At 67.3% G+C, this 17,384-nt stretch carries 16 protein-coding genes and 1 tRNA gene; 8 read left to right on the forward strand and 9 right to left on the reverse strand.

Annotated elements, in window-relative coordinates:
* Positions 1-20 precede the first annotated feature (20 nt).
* Positions 21-1,040 carry a pirin family protein gene (locus DFO47_RS06165; protein ID WP_133831029.1) on the forward strand — a complete coding sequence of 340 codons (1,020 nt, stop codon included), beginning with the start codon at positions 21-23 and terminating at the stop codon, positions 1,038-1,040.
* On the opposite strand, the gene DFO47_RS06170 is transcribed toward DFO47_RS06165, so the two are convergent.
* Together DFO47_RS06170 and DFO47_RS06175 are read right to left on the reverse strand one after the other, a co-directional pair.
* The gene (locus tag DFO47_RS06170) at positions 1,037-1,984 is read right to left on the reverse strand and encodes a BadF/BadG/BcrA/BcrD ATPase family protein (RefSeq protein WP_133831030.1); all 948 of its coding nucleotides are present in this window, start codon (positions 1,982-1,984) and stop codon (positions 1,037-1,039) included. The two genes, DFO47_RS06165 and DFO47_RS06170, sit on opposite strands and share 4 nt — an antisense overlap.
* Entirely contained in the window at positions 1,981-2,964 is a 984-nt protein-coding gene (locus DFO47_RS06175; protein WP_109863701.1) for a LysR family transcriptional regulator, read from the reverse strand. The genes DFO47_RS06170 and DFO47_RS06175 overlap by 4 nt, the downstream gene beginning before the upstream one ends.
* 148 nt (positions 2,965-3,112) lie before the next feature.
* On the opposite strand from DFO47_RS06175, the gene DFO47_RS06180 reads away from it, so the two are divergent.
* Entirely contained in the window at positions 3,113-4,351 is a 1,239-nt protein-coding gene (locus DFO47_RS06180; RefSeq protein ID WP_133831031.1) for an MFS transporter, read from the forward strand.
* Between the two features lie 140 nt (positions 4,352-4,491).
* Positions 4,492-4,995, forward strand: a complete 504-nt coding sequence (locus DFO47_RS06185; RefSeq protein WP_018760349.1) for an Lrp/AsnC family transcriptional regulator — start codon at positions 4,492-4,494, stop codon at positions 4,993-4,995.
* Positions 4,996-5,035: 40 nt separating this feature from the next.
* On the opposite strand, the gene DFO47_RS06190 is transcribed toward DFO47_RS06185, so the two are convergent.
* A complete protein-coding gene (locus tag DFO47_RS06190) occupies positions 5,036-6,280 on the reverse strand; it encodes an MFS transporter (protein WP_133831032.1) in 1,245 nt (414 codons plus the stop codon).
* Positions 6,281-6,449: 169 nt separating this feature from the next.
* Between DFO47_RS06190 and DFO47_RS06195 the strand changes: the two genes are divergently transcribed.
* Complete coding sequence (locus DFO47_RS06195) at positions 6,450-6,944, forward strand: Lrp/AsnC family transcriptional regulator (RefSeq protein WP_196803301.1); 495 nt, start codon at positions 6,450-6,452, stop codon at positions 6,942-6,944.
* Positions 6,945-7,940, forward strand: a complete 996-nt coding sequence (gene corA, locus DFO47_RS06200; RefSeq protein WP_018760352.1) for a magnesium/cobalt transporter CorA — start codon at positions 6,945-6,947, stop codon at positions 7,938-7,940.
* 74 nt (positions 7,941-8,014) lie between these two features.
* On the opposite strand, the gene DFO47_RS21095 is transcribed toward corA, so the two are convergent.
* The 5 genes from DFO47_RS21095 to galU all read right to left on the reverse strand — a co-directional run bounded on the left by DFO47_RS21095 (position 8,015) and on the right by galU (position 11,017).
* Positions 8,015-8,167: a hypothetical protein gene (locus DFO47_RS21095; protein ID WP_018760353.1), complete on the reverse strand. Its 153-nt coding sequence runs from the start codon at positions 8,165-8,167 to the stop codon at positions 8,015-8,017.
* A gap of 85 nt (positions 8,168-8,252) precedes the next feature.
* A tRNA-Ala gene (locus DFO47_RS06205) sits at positions 8,253-8,328 on the reverse strand.
* 132 nt (positions 8,329-8,460) lie between these two features.
* Positions 8,461-9,381, reverse strand: coding sequence for a hypothetical protein (locus tag DFO47_RS06210; protein WP_133831078.1), 921 nt, complete (start codon positions 9,379-9,381; stop codon positions 8,461-8,463).
* 105 nt (positions 9,382-9,486) lie between these two features.
* Positions 9,487-10,107: a GNAT family protein gene (locus DFO47_RS06215; RefSeq protein WP_018760355.1), complete on the reverse strand. Its 621-nt coding sequence runs from the start codon at positions 10,105-10,107 to the stop codon at positions 9,487-9,489.
* Between the two features lie 4 nt (positions 10,108-10,111).
* On the reverse strand, positions 10,112-11,017 hold the full coding sequence (gene galU / locus DFO47_RS06220; RefSeq protein ID WP_026264278.1) for a UTP--glucose-1-phosphate uridylyltransferase GalU: 906 nt from the start codon (positions 11,015-11,017) through the stop codon (positions 10,112-10,114).
* 103 nt (positions 11,018-11,120) lie between these two features.
* Between galU and DFO47_RS06225 the strand changes: the two genes are divergently transcribed.
* From DFO47_RS06225 to DFO47_RS06235, 3 genes are all read left to right on the forward strand, one after another.
* Positions 11,121-11,741, forward strand: a complete 621-nt coding sequence (locus DFO47_RS06225) for a 5-formyltetrahydrofolate cyclo-ligase (RefSeq protein WP_133831033.1) — start codon at positions 11,121-11,123, stop codon at positions 11,739-11,741.
* Between the two features lie 112 nt (positions 11,742-11,853).
* The gene (locus DFO47_RS06230) at positions 11,854-12,117 is read left to right on the forward strand and encodes an FmdB family zinc ribbon protein (protein ID WP_133831034.1); all 264 of its coding nucleotides are present in this window, start codon (positions 11,854-11,856) and stop codon (positions 12,115-12,117) included.
* Between the two features lie 111 nt (positions 12,118-12,228).
* Entirely contained in the window at positions 12,229-12,960 is a 732-nt protein-coding gene (locus tag DFO47_RS06235; protein ID WP_208294374.1) for an RcpC/CpaB family pilus assembly protein, read from the forward strand.
* A 78-nt stretch (positions 12,961-13,038) separates the two neighbouring features.
* Here the strand turns inward: DFO47_RS06235 and DFO47_RS06240 are convergent, their stop codons facing one another.
* Positions 13,039-17,343 (reverse strand): AAA family ATPase, encoded by a 4,305-nt coding sequence (locus DFO47_RS06240; RefSeq protein ID WP_133831035.1) that lies wholly within the window; start codon positions 17,341-17,343, stop codon positions 13,039-13,041.
* Positions 17,344-17,384 lie beyond the last annotated feature (41 nt).

Consider the following 17,384-nt stretch of genomic DNA (forward strand, 5'->3'; position numbering starts at 1 on the left):
GGCCCGCCTAAAGTGGAGGCGTGACCAATTTGGAAGTTTCACCCCAGCAGGAAATCTGTCCCCCGGCCCCGGCGGAAGGGAGATCCGGACCCTGCCTGCAGTTATGGCCGGAGCGCGAGGTGCCGCTGGGCGGGGTGCGCGCCATGAACGTCAAACGCACATTGCCGCAGCGCGGGTTGCCGACGATCGGGGCATGGTGCTTCCTGGACAGTTTTGGTCCGGACCGGACAGCGATGTCGGTCCTTCCCCATCCCCACATCGGGCTGCAGACCGTGACGTGGCCCTTGGCAGGACATATCCGGCACCGGGACAGCGTGGGCAGTGACGTGGTTGTTCGGCCTGGAGAGCTGAACATCATGACTGCCGGGCACGGGGTGTCGCACTCCGAGTTCGCAGTGCTTCCTGCCGACGGCGGCGGGTTGCCGCTGCAGCGGGGCCTGCAGCTTTGGGTTGCGCTTCCCGATGCCCACCGGCACCGGGCGCCTGCCTTCGAACAACACCGGGAGTTGCCGGTGGCGGATGGCCGCGGGTTCTCAGCCACGGTCATGGTGGGTGAGTTTGGCGGCGTGGTGTCTCCCGCCACGATGTACTCGCCGATTGTGGGCGCAGACGTTGCCTGTGAGGGGGACGCGGTTCTGCCGCTGAACCCGGACTTTGAGCACGGTGTCCTGGTGCTCGACGGCGGCCTGGCGGTGGACGGGCAGGATCTGCATGCGGGGCCGCTGGGCTACCTGGGCGCCGGGCGGAGCGAACTGAAGGTCCAGGCACGCCCGGGCACCCGATTCCTGCTGATCGGCGGTGAGCCTTTCGGCGAGGAACTGTTGATGTGGTGGAACTTCGTGGGCCGCACGCACGAGGAAGTGGAACAGGCCCGCGGGGACTGGGAGGCCCAGGCAACACTTCCGGACGCCATGGCCGCCGGCGCCCGCTACGGCCTGGTGCACGGACACGGGCCGGATGCCGGGGCCGAAGCCGGCCGCATCCCGGCCCCGCCCCTTCCGGGGGTCCGGCTGACGCCCCGGAAACGCACCGTGGACTAGGCGGGCCGGGCCACCAGCTCCAGCACACCGAAGACAGGTTCCTGGTCCAGGACCCTGACGTCCGTGACTCCGGCGTCGGCCAAATTCCGGCGGAAGAACTCCTGCAGGGGCACTACGTTCATGCCCAGGCCGCCGCCAAGGATCACCGGACCGTGGAGTCCCAACTGTGTCAGCACCTGGCCGGCCAGCGCGGCAAGGTCCTTGCCGGCCTGTTCCAGCAGGGCTGCGCTGTCCCCGTGTCCTTCTGCTGCTGCCTCCACGACGTGCCTGGCCTGCTGCGCCCAGAACCGCCTCCCGGTTTCGGGTGAGTGGAACAGCGCTATGAGCTTGTTCGGGTGGTCCAGTCCGCAGCTCTTGAGCAGGGCGGAAGTGAGTTGATCGATCGGCAGTCCTTGGTTCATCCGGCGCAGGCTGTGCCGCACCGCTTCCCTGCCCAGCCAATAACCGCTGCCTTCGTCCCCGAGAAGGTAGCCCCAACCGCCTGCCCTGGCCTCGCCGCCGTCGGCATTGCGTCCCCAGGCGGCCGAGCCGGTGCCCGCAATGACCGCCACTCCTGTTCCGGCCCGCCCGGCGGCGAGCAGGAGGCGCGAGTCGTGCACAACGGTGACGGTGGCCCCCGGGACGAGGGGCTGGATCAGGCCGGCAAGGGCGGCGGCGTCCTGGTCGGTGTCGATGCCACCGGATCCGGCGTACACCCGTGCCACGGGGCCGGCTCCGATCCGGGCGAAGAGGTCCGCCAGGTTGCGGGCTGCCTCATCCCGGGTGACGTTCTGGACGTTGGAGCTTCCGGCGGACTCGTCGGCGACGGGGATGCCGTCCTCGAAGCGGACGCCATGCGTCTTGGTGCCGCCGATGTCCAGCCCGATCGTGATGCCGTGCAGGGGATTGGCGGGATTGTCAGCGGGCCCGGCGTGGGTGGTGGGGGTTTTCTGGGTGTTCGTCACGTCACAAGGGTACTTGCCCGGGTGGCCAGGCCGGCCACCAGGCCCGGGCCTTCGGCCACCACCAGTTCGCGGAACAAGCGTGCCGGCGCAGGCTCGGCGCCGGGTTTCCTGCGCCGCCAGCTGACGCCGACCTCCCGGAAGGCCAGCCGGGAATCCAGCGGTACTTCCACCCAACCGAGGTCTCCGGTTTTGGGGCGGCCGGTCCAGCCCGGTGCCCCTGCGGCGGGTGGCAGGATGCCGACGCCGAGCCCGGCTGAGACGAGCCCGCGGACTGTGTGGGAGTCCTGGCTTTCGAAGGCGATGCGCGGCCGGAACCCGGCGTCCCGGAACAGGGCGTCCGTCAGGGAGCGCAGACCATAGCCTGGGCCGAGCGCTACGAATGGCTCGGTCCTGATGTCGGCCAGCCGGGCCGTCCGCTGCCGCGCCAGCGGGTGGGCATGGTGGACCACCAGCCGGAGCGGCTCACGGTACAGCGCCGCCGAATCGAGAGTGCGTCCGGGGGCGGCAACCGGAGCCGTGAGGGCAAGGTCGGCTTCCCCTGCTGCCAGTTCCTCAATGCAGGAGTCCCTTGCGCCTTGGCTCAGCCGGAACCCGGTCCCGGGATGCCGGGCGCGGAAGGTGCTGATCAGCAGGGGCAGCGTGGCCTCGCCGAAGGTGTGCTGGAAGGACACGGAAACCGTCCCGCGGACCACCTCGGACTCATTGCGCACCAGATCCAATCCGGCCTGGAACTCCGCGAGCGCCTGCTCGATGTAGGGCAGGAGCGTGCGCGCGGCAGGGGTGAGGCGGACGCCGCGTCCGTCCCTCACCAGGAGCTCGGTGCCGACGGCGGCACTTGCCCGGGCCAGCGCCCGGCTCACCGTTGACTGGGGTACGCCCAGAAGCTCGGCGGTTTCCGTGACGTGCTCGGTCCGGCCGAGTTCAGCCAGGACCGGAAGAAGCGGCAGGAGCTGCGCCAGTTGCTTGCGGTCCGGTTCCACTTCCGCTTCCTTCCTTGCCCGCCGGGGAACGCCTGTCTTCCGAGCGGCCAGCGGGGCGGCGCATCTGGTCGGCAAATTCGGTTTTGCTATGAGTTTGACATAAAACATGCATTGGATGCATCAGTTGGGGCGGGACTACGCTGGCGGGATGCCAAAGACTCAGCGCGGCGGCGTTGCCGCTCCCCCACGCTGGACCGGCCACGCCAAGGGATCCAAGGCCTACGGGCGCATCCTCGCCGGACTGTCCTGCGCGGGTGTGGCGACGTTCGCGCAGCTCTACTCCACGCAGGCCGTCCTCCCGCTGCTGGCATCCGACCTGCAGGTCACCGCCGCCGAAGCCGCGCTCACCATCTCGCTGGCCACCGTTGGCCTGGCAGCCACCGTCATTCCCTGGTCTTTCCTGGCGGACAGGATCGGCCGGGTCAAAGCCATGATGTGGGGCATTTCCACGGCCACCGTCCTGGGACTGCTGGTGCCGTTGTCATCCGGGTTCGCGATGCTTCTGGCCCTGCGACTGCTGGAAGGAATGGCCTTGGGCGGCATCCCCGCGATTGCCATCGCCTATCTCAACGAGGAGGTCAGCAAAGTCCACGCGGCGCTCGCGGCAGGAAGCTATGTAGCCGGGACCACCTTGGGCGGCTTGTCCGGCCGGCTGGTGGCGGGCCCGGTCGGCGAGCTCTGGGGATGGCGGGCCGCGGCCCTGGCCGTTTCCCTGCTCGCGACAGCCGCCGCCGTCGCGTTCTTGGTCCTCGTTCCCAGGGCGCAGGGCTTCGTGCCCGCGAAGGTGGCCGGACTCCGCGGAGCCCTGCGGATGCTCGGCGGCCATCTGCGCAATGTCCGCTTGCTGGCCATCTATGCGCAGGCCTTCCTGATGATGGGTGGTTTCGTGGCCGTCTACAACTATCTCGGTTTCCGGTTGTCGGGCGCCCCCTTTGGACTCCCGGCCACCGTTATCAGCCTGATCTTCCTGGCGTACCTGTCCGGGACGTTCTCCTCCCGCTGGGCAGCCACCATGACCACCCGGTTCGGGCGTCGCAACGTCCTCCTGGCAGGGCTTGCCCTTGCCATGGCCGGACTCGCCCTGACCCTGGCCTCGAACCTGGTGCTCATCCTGGCCGGCCTGGTGGTGTTCACCGGGGGCTTCTTTGCGGCCCACAGCATCGGTTCCGGCTGGACGGGCGCCATAGCCAGCACCGGCCGGGCCCAGGCGGCGTCGCTGTACAACCTGGCGTACTACCTTGGCTCCAGCCTGCTCGGCTGGGCCGGCGGCCTGGTTTTCCAGGCCTGGGGCTGGAACGCCCTGGCGGGAGCCGTGATCGTCCTGGCGTGCCTGACGGCCGCAACTGTCGCCGTCGTCCATCCTGGAACGGACCCCGCCGCCGCCTGACGGCCTTGGACGGACTCGAATTAACGGGCTTCAAGGCACCGCCGGGCAGCCTGAATGTTCGGCGGGGCGTGCTCCTGTACCGCGGATGACGGCGTTTCTGCGGTCTAGGATGAACAGAGGACCCGTTGGAAGGAAACGCTGTGAGCACGAATGCCAGGAACATCAGGCCCGGGGCGCACCTGGAACCCCTGGATGCTATTGACGAACGGCTCCTGGCAGCCTTGGTGGCCGATGCCCGGATCTCCAACAAGCAACTCGCCGAGATGGTGGGAATAGCCCCGTCGACCGCCCTGATGCGCACCCGCGCTTTGTCTGAGCGGGGCATTGTGCAGGGCTACGAGGCAAAGTTGAGCCTGTCGGCGATCGGCAGGTCTGTGCAGGCACTGGTGGCCGTGCGGCTCCGCGCCCACGACCGCGACCAGATCGACCGCTTCACGGCACGGGTACCGCACCTGCCGGCTGTCCTCTCCACCTTCCATACGTCCGGGTCGGTGGACTACCTGCTGCACATCGCCGTCGGCAGCACCGAAGACCTTCGGGACTGGGTGCTGGACAACCTGGCTACCGACCCCGTCGTGGGCCATACCGAAACCACCCTGGTCTTCGAACACATCCAGGGCAACCACGGCCCGCTCCCGGAGTAGCGGGGCGCCTGGCTGTGACCGGGGTTGCCCGGTAATGCCGTCAGGCGGCGCTGCGCCTGGCGGACTGAACGAGCGTCGCGGCGGAGAGGACCAGCGCCGCCGCGCCGCACACCAGGACGAAGCCCTGGACCGCCGCGCCCATCCCCACCGCAGCGCTGGCCCACCCCAGGCCAAGGACCGGAACCGCGCTTCCCAGATACGTAATGACATAGACGGTGCTGATGATCTGCGCGTACCGGGCGGGCTCCACCCTGGCCGCGACATCGTTGAAGACGGTCCGGAACGCCAGTCCCTGCCCCACGCCGGCGGCGACCGCAGCTGCCACCAGCAGCGCCGGGTTGTGCCAGGCACCGGCGGCTCCCAGCATCACCACCGAAACGCCAAGGACAGCAAGGCCCGCCGGCACCGTGAACCGGCCTCGAACTGTGACCAGCTGGCTCAGGGCCGAAGCCCCCAGCGGCAGGCCTGCCAGGATGCCGATCAACGGCCGGGAATCCGTGGCCAGGACCTGGGCGAAATAGCCGGGAGCCAGCGAAAGGCTGAAGCCAAAGACGGCAAAGCTGAGGAAGCCGACGCCGGATGCCAGCCAGAAGGCTCCGCGCGCCTGGCGTGACACGGAAGGGCGCCGGGGCGCCAGGGCGTGGAGCGGCCGGGTCGGTGCCGGGGCCACGATGGCAGGGCGCGCACGGATCAGGTACAGCGGAACCAGGAGCCCGGCGAGCAGCAGGGAGTGGACGACGTAAGGGGCCGTGGTGGCGCCGGGAAGCAGCGACAGCAGGCCGCCGATGACCGGGCCTGCGGCGACGCCTCCTGAGGAGGCCAGGAGCGTAAAGCGCGATGCCCACTCCGGCCGGGATGGAAGCAGCTCCCGCAGGGCGGCGGCACTGGCTCCGGTGGCAAGTGCCACGGCGGTTCCCTGCAGTGCCCGGCCGGCACAGAGGGCAGCGAGCGACTGCGCTTCCGCAAAGATCCAGCCGCCGGCCAGACCCGTCAGCACGGCAACCAGGAGGGCTGCCCGCCGTCCGATGTGGTCCGACCAGTGGCCGGCCACCAGCAGGGTTCCCACCAGCGCCAGGACGTAGCTGGCAAACGCTGCCGTGACGTCCAGGCTCGAGAGCCCAAGGCTGGACTGCAGGAGGGGATACAGCGGTGTGGCCAGGTTGGCGCCTACGAGGAGCATGAAAATGACCGCACCCGAAATAACCAGCCGGGCCGTGGTGGAGGCATTCCACCCGGCGTGGGTGGCCGCTGCCGGGCGCATGCGCAGCTCACTGAAGACCGTCATCGTGCCGCCTTAGGGATCGCCGCAGCGGACAGTCCTTGTGGGACGCCGGCGCGGATACAACTGTGATGCTTCAAGGGTGCGGCAGGGTTGCGCGATCCAACAGTTATTGGATGGATAATTGAGCACAATCATCAAATATCGGATTCCAATGTGGTGGAGAGTGACGATCGTGAACAAGTTGGACCCCACTGACCTGAAGATCCTCCTGGCCCTGATCAAGGATCCGCGGATACAGATCGGGGAACTCAGCGAGTCCCTGGGCATTGCCCGGAACACCGCGCAGTCCCGGGTGCGCCGAATGCTCCGCGCAGGTGTCCTGCGTCCGGGCGGCCGCGAGGTTGACCTGGATGCGGTGGGCTATGACGTCGTGGCCTTCGTGACCATCGAGGTCTCCCACCGGGAACTGGACGGGGTGGTGGCGGCGCTGCGGCTTATCCCGCAGGTCCTGGAGGTCCACGAAATCTCCGGCCGCGGGGATGTCTGGTGCCGGGTGGTGGCCACGGACACGCACAATCTCCAGGCATCGCTGCGCCAGGTCCTGAGGATCAAAGGGGTCATCCGGACTGAGACGGTGCTGGCCCTGCACACCCATATCCCCTACCGGACAGAGCCCCTCATCAGCGGCCTCAGCAATGCCGCGTCCGCGGCCGCTAGGATTTCCTGAATGACCATCATCGATAACGCCGTCTACGTCAACGGTGTCCGCCACGCGGAGCCCGAAAGCCTGGAGCAGACCTTCGAAACCCTTGCCCGGCATGGTGGCATGGCGTGGATCGGGCTTTACCGGCCCACGGCGGACGAAATGGCGGCGGTGGCGGCGGAATTCGGGCTGCACGGCCTGGCGGTGGAGGATGCGGTCTCAGCCCACCAGCGGCCCAAGCTGGAGCGGTACGACGACAATCTCTTTACCGTCCTGCGCCCGGCCCGGTATGTGGACTCAGACGAAACGGTGGAATTCGGCGAGCTCCACGTCTTCACGGGCAAGAACTTTGTGGTCACGGTACGCCACGCCGAAACGGCCGGCGTAGCCAGGGTGCGGCAGCGCCTGGAGGCCCGGCCCGACCTCCTCCAGCATGGGCCCGAAGCCGTCCTGTACGCCCTTTTGGACCGGGTGGTGGACGACTACGCCCCGGTGGTGGCCGGGCTCGAGAACGACATCGACGAAATCGAGGACCAACTCTTCAGCGGCGATTCTTCGGTGTCCCGGCGGATTTACGAATTGGCCCGGGAAGTCATCCAGTTCCAGCGCGCCATCCATCCCCTCCCGGAAATGATGGACCAGCTGAAGCGTGGTTTCGAAAAATACGGGGTGGAGACCGATTTGCGGCACAACCTGCGGGACGTTGAGGACCACGTGGAACGGGTGATCTCCCGCGCAGACTCCTTCCGCGACATTTTGCAGAACGCGCTGACCCTGGATGGGACACTGACGGCAAACCGGCAGAACGAGGTCAGCGCCGAGCAGAACGAGCAGGTCAAGAAGATCTCGTCCTGGGCGGCCATCCTGTTCGCACCGTCGTTCGTTGCCGGCATCTACGGCATGAACTTCGACAACATGCCTGAGTTGCACTGGCCCTGGGGCTATCCCATGGCGCTGGGCCTGATGGTGGCCGCAGCGGCACTCATGTACGGAATCTTCAAGAAGAAGGGCTGGATTTAAACCAAACGCCCAAGGCGCCACCCCATTGTGGAGGGTGGTTCCTTGGGCGTTTGGCGCGTTGCGTCAGGATCAGGTCAGGCGTTGGTCCTGCGCTTGAGCCAACCCCAAACACCTGTTGCGACGAACAGGACCAGGCCGATGATGGCGAGCCAGAGCAGGCCCTTCACGACAAAGCCGACGATGGACAGAATGAGCCAAATGACAAGAAGTCCGATGATTATTCCCATGGGGCCACTCTAGGCCCGCCATGCAGTAACGGCCCGGGCATTCGACTGCGTTTCGCCCATAAACATTGCGCTGGGGGCAGGGTTCTGGTGGAGCTAAGGAGATTCGAACTCCTGACCTCTTCGATGCGAACGAAGCGCTCTACCAACTGAGCTATAGCCCCGGAATTGACCGCGGCCTGCGTGGTACTCCAGGCCGGTGCGGAACCGGTGTCCCTAGGCTACAAATAATCCGTGTCCAACACCAAATTGACGCGCCCAGTGCGGCACAGCGGATGGGAATGCTTGCCGGCCGCCTATGCCCGACGGCGCTGGAGGACGTCGTCGAGGTTGCTCAAGGCACTCTGTGCCTTGGTCAATTGAGGTGAACCCGCAGGCTGGGACGCGGCTTCCGGGGCGTCGGCACCGGCGGCCCCCTGCTTCAGCGACGGTTTGCCAACCGCTTTCGGAGCCTCCGGCAGTTCAAGCGGCAGCGGCTCGGGGCGCTCAGCCTTGGCTGCCTCAACGTAGGTTGGCCTCGGAACGTCAACAGGCTCCCACGGACTGCCCACGGGAGCGACTGCCGACGCGGCGGCCGCACTGGTGTCACCGGCGGCAACGGCGACGGCGAGGGCCGCCTCACGCAGTTCCATTGCCGTGAGCGGTTTGGCCTTGGCCTCACCCGCTTCGGCGTCAAACAACGGGCTTTCCGGCCGGGCCGGAGCTGTATCGGTTTCGGGCACGGTGACGGGGTCCGGCTCCTGGCGCCGGGAAGGCGCACTCATGGCGGAGCGGAAGGCCGCGTTGACCTTCGCTTTGCGGTCCCGGAGGGCCAGCCAGCGGAGCAGGGCCACCGCGCCGAAAGCCAGCGCAAAGGCGGTGAGGGGAAGCGCGGGCGATCCCACACCGAAGGGAAGGAGCACACCTGAGATGAACGCGGTCACCAAGCACAGCAGACCCGCCAAGGCCACTGCCGTCCGGCCGTACCGGATGCGGAACCGGGCCGGGGGCGGGGTGCTGGCAGCGCCGGCAGCGGCTGCGGCGCTCTTGTTGGGTTCCATGGCTTTCTCCTGCTGGGCGACGACGTTCAACACTTTGCCGGCGGGCTGGTCCGGCCTTTCATCGGCGGGGACGTCTGCCAGGAAGTCGCCGGCGGCCTGGACCTGGCGCCTTCGGTTCCGGAGGACGTACGGGGCGACCCAAAGGATCCAGAGCGCGACGGCAACCACGAGGATCACTGAGCTGCTTAGGGGGAAGTCCACACTCAAAACCGTATGAGCATCATGCCTGCTCAGGCCGCATTAGCCCCGGTGTGTCGTACCCCTGTCCACAAACCGATGGATTTATGACGGGCGGGACGCCAGCCACGGCGCCAGCAGGCCCGCCGGGACTTCTTCGGAGGTCAAGGCAAACGAACGGTGATCCGCCCACCGGCCATTAATGTGCAGGAAACGGGGCCGGTATCCCTCATCCCGAAATCCCAGCTTCTCCACCACCCTCAGGCTGGGCGCGTTCTCGGGCCGGATGTTGATTTCCATCCGGTGCAGGCCAAGGGTCCGGAAGCAGTGGTCTGTCACCAGGGCCACGGATGTGGGCGCGATCCCCCGGCCGGCCCGGGCTTGATCCACCCAGTACCCCAGCGTGGCCATCATGGCCGAACCCCACACAATCGAGGACACCGTCAGCTGGCCCACGATGGCCGGATTCCGAAGTCCCGGCGTCCGCTCGGTGATGACGAATGGAAGCGCCGTGGCCTGGGCCGCCTGCGCGTTCAATGAGCGCACCATATGACGGTAGTCGGGCAGCCCGCCTCCCGGTTCGGGGTTGGAGGCCTCCCAGGGCGCCAGCCACTCGCTGTTCCTGGACCGCACCTCGGTCCATTCCCTTTTGTCGCGGTAGCGGATGGGTCGCAGGACCAGGTCACCGCATTCGAGGGTGACCGGCCAGATGGGACCGGTACGCACGGCGTCAGCTGGAAAGGCCGGCGGTGAAACCGGGCAGCCATTCCCGCAGGCCGGGGCCCAGGTCATCGCTGTCGACGGCCAGCTGGACGCAGGCCTTCAGGTAGCTGAGTTTGTCCCCGGTGTCATAGCGGCGGCCGCGGAACACCACACCGAAGACCCCATAGCCCTCCCCGTCTCCGGACGCGAGTTCCTGCAGGGCATCGGTCAGCTGGATCTCGCCGCCGCGGCCGGGTGCGGTGTGCTCGAGGACATCAAATACCGCGGGGTGCAGGACGTAGCGGCCGATCAGTGCCAGGTTGGACGGTGCTTCCTCGGGTGAGGGCTTCTCCACGAGCCGGTTGACGCGGACATAGCCTTCGCCGTCCAGTTCCTGGACGTCGGCGCAGCCGTAGGCACTGATCTGTGCCGGCTCCACCTCGATGAGGGCGACGACGGACCCGCCGGTCTTCGCCTGCACGTCGATCATTGTGCTCAGCAGTTCGTCACGGGCATCGATGAGGTCATCACCCAGCAGGACAGCGAAGGCTTCGTCGCCGACGTGTTGTTTGGCGCGGAGCACGGCGTGGCCCAGGCCGTGCGGGTCGCCTTGCCGGACGTAGTGGATGTCGCCCAACTGGCTGGCTGCCTGGATGGAGGCGAGCTTCTCCGTGTCGCCCTTGTCGGCAAGCGTCGATTCGAGCGAGGGCACGCGGTCGAAGTGGTCCTCCAGTGCACGCTTGTTTCGGCCCGTAATCATCAGGATGTCGTTCAGGCCCACATGGACGGCTTCCTCCACCACGTACTGGATGGCAGGTTTGTCCACGACGGGGAGCATTTCCTTCGGCATTGCCTTGGTGGCCGGCAAGAACCTGGTGCCCAGGCCCGCTGCTGGGATGACGGCTTTGCGGACTCTGGGGTTACTGGTAGTCACCGGACTAATCTAACGTCAGCGTCAAGCATTTCAGTAACCACCGGCACAGCGGGCCGTCATCCGCCCGTGACGCCGCGGAACGCCGGTACCAAGGAAGGACACCATGCAGGAGCAGACGAATCCCGCGAAGGACGATATCCGGGCGGCCCACCGGCGCCGGCGCGCCGCGCTGACGGAGGCGGAGCTGGACGCCGCCGGTTCGGCATTGGCTCGCCACGGGGAAGCCTGGGCAGCATCCGTCACCGCGGGGCGCCCAGGCACCGTATGCGTCTACCTGGGTGTCGGCAAGGAACCGCCCACCATGCCGCTGGTCAAGGCGCTGCACGGCAGCGGCCACGAGGTCCTGCTTCCGGTATGCGAGCCGAGCCGGGAGCTGAGCTGGGTGTTCTGGACCCCGGACACCAGCTTCGAACGCAGCCGGTACGCGCCCATCCTGGAACCCGCCGGGAGACGGCACGGGCCCGACGCGGCCGGAAGCGCAGCGGCGCTCATCATTCCCGCCACTGCCGTGGACCTGTCAGGCAACAGGATCGGCCAGGGGGGCGGCTACTACGACACCTTCCTGGGGCATCTCGCCACTGCCGGGAAGGAAATACCGCTGGCCGCTGTTATCTACGACGATGAATTGCTTCCCGCGGGGCGGATTCCTGCCGAGGAATTCGACCGCCCGGTCCCGGGTGTCCTGATGCCTTCCGGGTACCGGGGCCTGGCGGGTGGCGGCTGAGCCCGGTCCCTTCCGGGCGCAGTGATAGAATTAGCACTCAGGCCCTGCGACTGCTAACGGATTACCGGGTGGCAGCACGGGACCTCTCGTTTGCCCAAGAGGAGGAGCACCAGTGCCAACATATGCTTACGCCTGCAAGGATTGCGGCCACGCCTTCGATATCGTCCAGTCGTTCGCGGACAGCAGCCTGACATCCTGCCCCGAATGCGAGGGCACGTTGCGCAAGAAGTTCAACAGCGTGGGTGTGGTCTTCAAGGGCTCAGGTTTCTACCGTACCGACTCCCGCGATTCCAAGGGCAGCTCGGTCTCCCCCGCCCCGGCAGCGGCGCCGGCGGCGCAAGCGGCATCGCCAGCCCAGGCTGCAGCGGCCAGCTAGCCCCAAGCACTGATGACGACGACGGCCGGCACCTTCGGGCGCCGGCCGCCTTTGTCCACATAGCCGCAGCCACCACTGTCCTGCCGCTTCGGCTGCCCATAGCGTGGGCGCATGCCTGCATATCCACGCCGCGGCCGCGACAGCCTCCGGATTCCCACGACGTCCCGCACCTCCGGCCGTCCCGCCAAGGCCAACCACCCTATCCCGGCGCGGGTTGCGTCATGGCTGGGCCGCAACCGCCGCCTGGCCGCCGCCCTGGTCCTGTGTGCAGCGGCGGCCATCACTGTCAATCAACTGACGCCGGCTCCGCTCTCGACCGTGACAGCACTTGCTGCTGCGCGGGATCTTCCGGCAGGTACCGCTGTGACGGCGGCAGATTTGGCCAGCGTTCATGTGCCGCCCGGGATGGTGGCGGAGGGCTTCCTCCAAGACACTGCCGCAGCCGCCGGCAAGCAGCTCGCCGGTCCGTTACGAAAGGGCCAGCTCGTTACCGACGCCCAACTCCTGGGACCGGGCCTTCTCGTTGGGACGCCTCCGGGCTCGGCCGCGGTTCCGCTCCGCATGGCGGACCCGTCCTCCATTCAGCTGGTGGCCCCGGGCCAGTTGGTCAATGTGGTGCTCACATCTGCCAACGGGTTTGACCAGCAAGGCCCCTCCGAGGTGCTGGCGTCTGCGGTTCCCGTGCTGTGGACTTCGAACAAGGGCGGCCAGGGTGGCCAGTGGCTGGGTACAACGGAGACCGACGGGTTGATAGTGGTGGCAGCAAACGCGGAACAGTCCTCCCGGCTGGCTGGAGCGTCAACGCAGGGCCGGCTCTTCTTCGTCCTGGTTGGTCCGCCGTGACACCACGGATACGATCCCTCAACAACTTCCGGGTTGCCCGGGCCCAAAGGCTTGGCTGCTCGTCAGCCCCGCTGCTGGTCAGCCCCAGTGCGGCGGTTTCTGTTCCTTCAGCCACGCGTCGTGGTCATCCTCCCGGTCGCCCCAGCTGCGGGCGTCGTCCTCCGCAGCCTTGCTGGGCAGCACAGCGTCGGTACCTGCGGTGGCCCGCCCTGGCGCTGGAGTGGAGTGAGGCGCACCTGCCGGATTTCCGCCGTCAGGTACCGCTTCCGTCTTCTCGTTCTCGCTCATATCTTCTCCGGCCCGATCTTCCGCGGGCCCATTGTTGTCGGAAATATCGCTGCCGGAACCATTGTCGTCGGAAACACTGACGTCGGAAACACTGTCGTCGGAGACACTGTCTTCCGCGACCATGCCGTTGGCCTCTTTGGTGTCCAGGCCACCGGCCCGCCGGCCCTGGCTGGGGCGGATGCCCGCGGCGGGGTCTCCGGAGTCACTCCGGTTCCCGCCATTGGCGTTCAGCGGCAGATAGGCAACACCGGCGGCCGGTGCTGCATCGATACCATTGAGCGCCTGGTCCACGTCGTCGTCAAGGAATCCAGCCGAGTGCCCGGTCCTGCCCGGCAGCACCAGGTTTTCCAGGCCGAGGTACCCGGCAATGCGGTCGGCACAGGACGACGGGTCGGTAAATACCTCGATGGTCCACAACGGCATATAACGCCATCCCAGGCGCTCCAGCAGCTCCGGGCGGAGCCTGCTGCGTTCCCGGACGCTCATGGTGCGGTACTGCCCGGTGCCGTCAGACTCGATCGCCACTGGTCGTGGCAGGTCGGCATCATCCTTGCCCATGGTATTCAGCGGGTCAGCCGCGGCCACAACGTCGATGGCGCCGTCGTACTGGTGCCAAACCCGGGCGCCGCGGGCGCGCAACCGGTCACCCAAGTCGGCGACCAGCGGGTCCGCACCGAGTGCCTGTTCGCTGGCGGCAGCCCGGGAGGCGGGAGTTCCGAGGTCGGTATTACCCGAAATTTCGCGGTTCAACAGCGTGTACAGGTCCACCGCCCCGTGCGTGAGCCTGGTGTGGTCCAGATCCTCGGGCCGGAAGCAGGTGAGCACATGCATGGACCGGCGCGCCCGCGTCATGGCCAGGGCGAACTTCTCCCTGCCACCTTCCGCGGACAATGGTCCGAAGTTGTGCAGCGCCCGGCCGTGCGGGGTGCGGCCAAAACCTGGGGAGAAAATAACATGGTCGCGAACCAGCCCCTGGGCCCTCTCCAGGTCCACCACCCTGAAGGACTCAGGACCGGCACCGAAGAAACCGGCCATTCCGGGCTGGTTGGCCAGCTGGAGGCGGATGGACTCGCCAATCCTGGCGGCATGCCGCAGGCTGGCGGTGACCACGGCGAGCGAAGTGCGCGGACGCAGGCGAGCGTGCTCGAACACGAGCTCGACCACCCGGTTGACCTCGGCCACCACCGACTCCACACCCTCGTGGTCTGCGCTCGGCAAGCCGGTTCCGTCAGGCAGGTACTCCACCAGCAGCGACCGGTCCAAGCCCGTCGCCGACTGGCCCTCGGGCAGCCGGCGCAACCCGCCGTCGTAAAAGTTCTTGCTCAGCTGCAGGACGAGGTCCTCGTCCACGGCCCGGTACACCACGTTCAGCCGCCAAACCGGAAGCACCGCAGAGAGAGCCGTGAAGGCACTCTCCACCCTGTGGTGGGCGGACTCACCGGCGGCGAGGCGTTCCACGCCCACGGTAAAGGTCCGGGGCGACGCGATGCGCGGGTCGCCGAACGCAATCACCTGGCGTGCACGGGCGATCGACGGCAGGACGGCCTGCAGGGACGTGGCCTCGGCATCCAGGATCACGACGGCGTCGAAGTGTTGCTCTGCCGGGAGCAGGCCGGTCATCAGGTACGGGCTGACAGACCACACCGGCACCAGCGTGCCGATCAGGTCAGGAGCCTGGGCGGTCAAGGACGGGAGCGATACCCGGCCGTCCTTGAGCAGGCTCCGCAGCAGGCCCGCCTGGCGCGGCTGCTCGGCGATCGCCCCGCGCCAGCGTTCCGCCAAGTCCCAGCGAAGGCGTGCGGCGCCGCTGGCGATGTGCGCGTTGTCCGCCAACCGATACTCGGCCTCGAGCCGGCGCAACGCGTCGCCGTCGGACATGGCCAAGTAGTCATCGCCGCTGATCATGGCCTCAAGGGCCGACTGCCACCACGCCAATTCCAGCTCGGCTGCAACGGACCGTTCCGGGACTTCCCGCTCCGCGAGGTCGGCAAGGAGTTCGCCCAAACCGTGCTCACGCATGTTTTCGATCAGTAGTGTGCGTTCGGGCAAGGTCTTGAGGGTATCGGTGTCCGCCACGAGGCGTTCCAGCCGCTCCATAAGCTGGCCGTAGGGCGCAGTGGCGAGCGACCCGCCGGCATCCGTGTGCCGGAGCGCCTGGCCCAGCTGTTCCAGCTCCGCGTCCAGCGACCGGTACATGGCGTTCATTTCGGCAAGGCCGGACGGAACCGCCGGATGGCGTTGGGTGGTGGCATACCCGGCCCAGAGGGCGCGCTGCTCCTGGACCAGGACCAAGGATGTGTGCAGGTCGGCGATGTGCACGCCCGGGCGGACGTATTCCTTGGCCACCCGCCGAAGCCTGGAACGCTGCATGGACGTCATTTCGATGCCGCGCTCACGGCGCCACGCTGACGGTGCCGTGGCGGAAATCAGGTCCGTCACGGGCCTGTCAAAGATGTCCGGCGTGAATTTGTCCAGGCTGCCGCGGACGGCAACCAGCAGCTCGAGCTGCTCGCCCCATTCCGCAAAGGACTCCCCCAGCCGGATTTCAGCGTGCTCGGCGACGGCGTCCATGCGGTCGCGCAGCACCGGGAGGCTCTTGGCCACGGAGCGGACCAGATCCTGCGCTTCCTCGGTTTCCTTCCGGGTCAGCAACCGCGCGCCGTGCCAGGGGCTGGTGGTGGCGGCCTTGCTGAAGCTGCCCAGTTCGGCAGCACGGCGAAGCCTTCCGGCCAGCTCCTCGCGGTCGCGGATGCTGTCCAGGACACTGCGCTTCAACCGGACGGTGGTGGCCGGCGCCGGATGGATCGAGGTGAGCTCCGCGAGCGACTGCATGGCCTGGTAGGGCGAGCAGCCCCACCGGTCCCGGACGTTGTGCAGCGACGCCACGTGGTCCATGAGCGCGTGCCGGTGCTCAGTCAGGGTGGTGTGCAGGTTGCCCAACTGCGGTTCCAAGGACTTTTCGTTGCGGACAATCGCCCGCACCAGCTGGCCCTTCAGCTGCTGCGCCGTGACGTTCCCGGAAAGCTGGAACAGGATGGATTCCAGTCCCAGGGATTCGAGCTGGCCGGAGACTTCATTCAGGCTGGCCCGGCGGTCACCAACAACCAGCACCGTCTTCCCGGCGTCCACCAGGGCACCGATGGTGTTGATCGCGGTCTGCGTCTGGCCGGTACCCGGCGGGGCGCTGACGACGAGGGAGTCCCCGGCTCGGGCCGCATCAATCACATACTGCTGGTCCGTGTCCGCGTCCAGCAGCAACAGCTCGTCCTTGGGATGCCTGTTGTCCAGGTGCGGGAAACGCGAGGGGTCCGGGTCTTCGACATCCACAACTTCGCCCCCGGCGGCGGTCGCCAGCGCGGACACAATGGGGTGGGAGTCGTTGATCCACGGGTCGTCCAGGTTCCCGGAGAGATCGGCGAAGGTCGAAACGAGCAGGTTGTGCTGGGTTTCTGCGCCATGGATGGGCCGGATCAGCGTGGCCAACCGGTCAAGGACGGGCTGCGGGTCGAACCGTGCGGTGCTGTAGGCGAGGCGGGTCACGGCGTTGACGTCGAAGACGATCCCGTGGATGTTCTTCAGGTGGCGCACCAGGGCGGGGTTGATGTGCGCCTGCTCGGTGAGCTGCAGCTCGAAGTCGTCCTCCCCCGGACGGACGGTGAGGGATATGGCGGTCAGCATGACGGGGGCGGACACGCGCTGGGGTTTGCCTCCGACGGCGGACGTCCACACCACAGTGCCGGCGGACAGGTACCCGGCGTCGATGCCGCGGTCGTTGGAGAGCTCAAAGATCTTTGACCGGATGTTGCGCGATGCCCTGGCTGCCACGACGTACTGCTGGCGGTCCCGGATCAGCGTGGACAGGCGTGTGCGGCGCCCTGCCATGAGCTGGGCGAGCCCCGAGGGATGCGCCGAGGTGAGGTCGATGGAGCCTTCGGGGGTCTTGGTGAAGCGCAGCATCGTGTCCGCGCCAGTGACGGGTTTAAGCCCGGACAGCCATTTGCGAAGCTCTTCCGAGCCTTCCGGGTGGCCTTGACCAACTGACACTTCTGCCTTCTTTTCTGCGTTTGCACGTGACGCCCTGGACCATACCGGCATAGATTCGAGAGTAGCCGCTCCGGTGCCGGACTTTGGCGACC

It is taken from the genome of Arthrobacter sp. AG258 (assembly GCF_004364695.1).
In the GTDB taxonomy this organism is placed as follows: domain Bacteria; phylum Actinomycetota; class Actinomycetes; order Actinomycetales; family Micrococcaceae; genus Arthrobacter.

Excerpts from the sequence above, each read along its gene's own strand:
- DFO47_RS06180 (WP_133831031.1), top strand. The coding sequence starts at position 3,113 with ATGCCAAAGACTCAGCGCGGCGGCGTTGCCGCTCCCCCACGCTGGACC.
- DFO47_RS06190 (WP_133831032.1), bottom strand. The coding sequence starts at position 6,280 with ATGACGGTCTTCAGTGAGCTGCGCATGCGCCCGGCAGCGGCCACCCAC.
- corA (WP_018760352.1), top strand. The coding sequence starts at position 6,945 with ATGACCATCATCGATAACGCCGTCTACGTCAACGGTGTCCGCCACGCG.
- DFO47_RS21095 (WP_018760353.1), bottom strand. The coding sequence starts at position 8,167 with ATGGGAATAATCATCGGACTTCTTGTCATTTGGCTCATTCTGTCCATC.
- DFO47_RS06225 (WP_133831033.1), top strand. The coding sequence starts at position 11,121 with ATGCAGGAGCAGACGAATCCCGCGAAGGACGATATCCGGGCGGCCCAC.
- DFO47_RS06235 (WP_208294374.1), top strand. The coding sequence starts at position 12,229 with ATGCCTGCATATCCACGCCGCGGCCGCGACAGCCTCCGGATTCCCACG.
- DFO47_RS06240 (WP_133831035.1), bottom strand. The coding sequence starts at position 17,343 with ATGCCGGTATGGTCCAGGGCGTCACGTGCAAACGCAGAAAAGAAGGCA.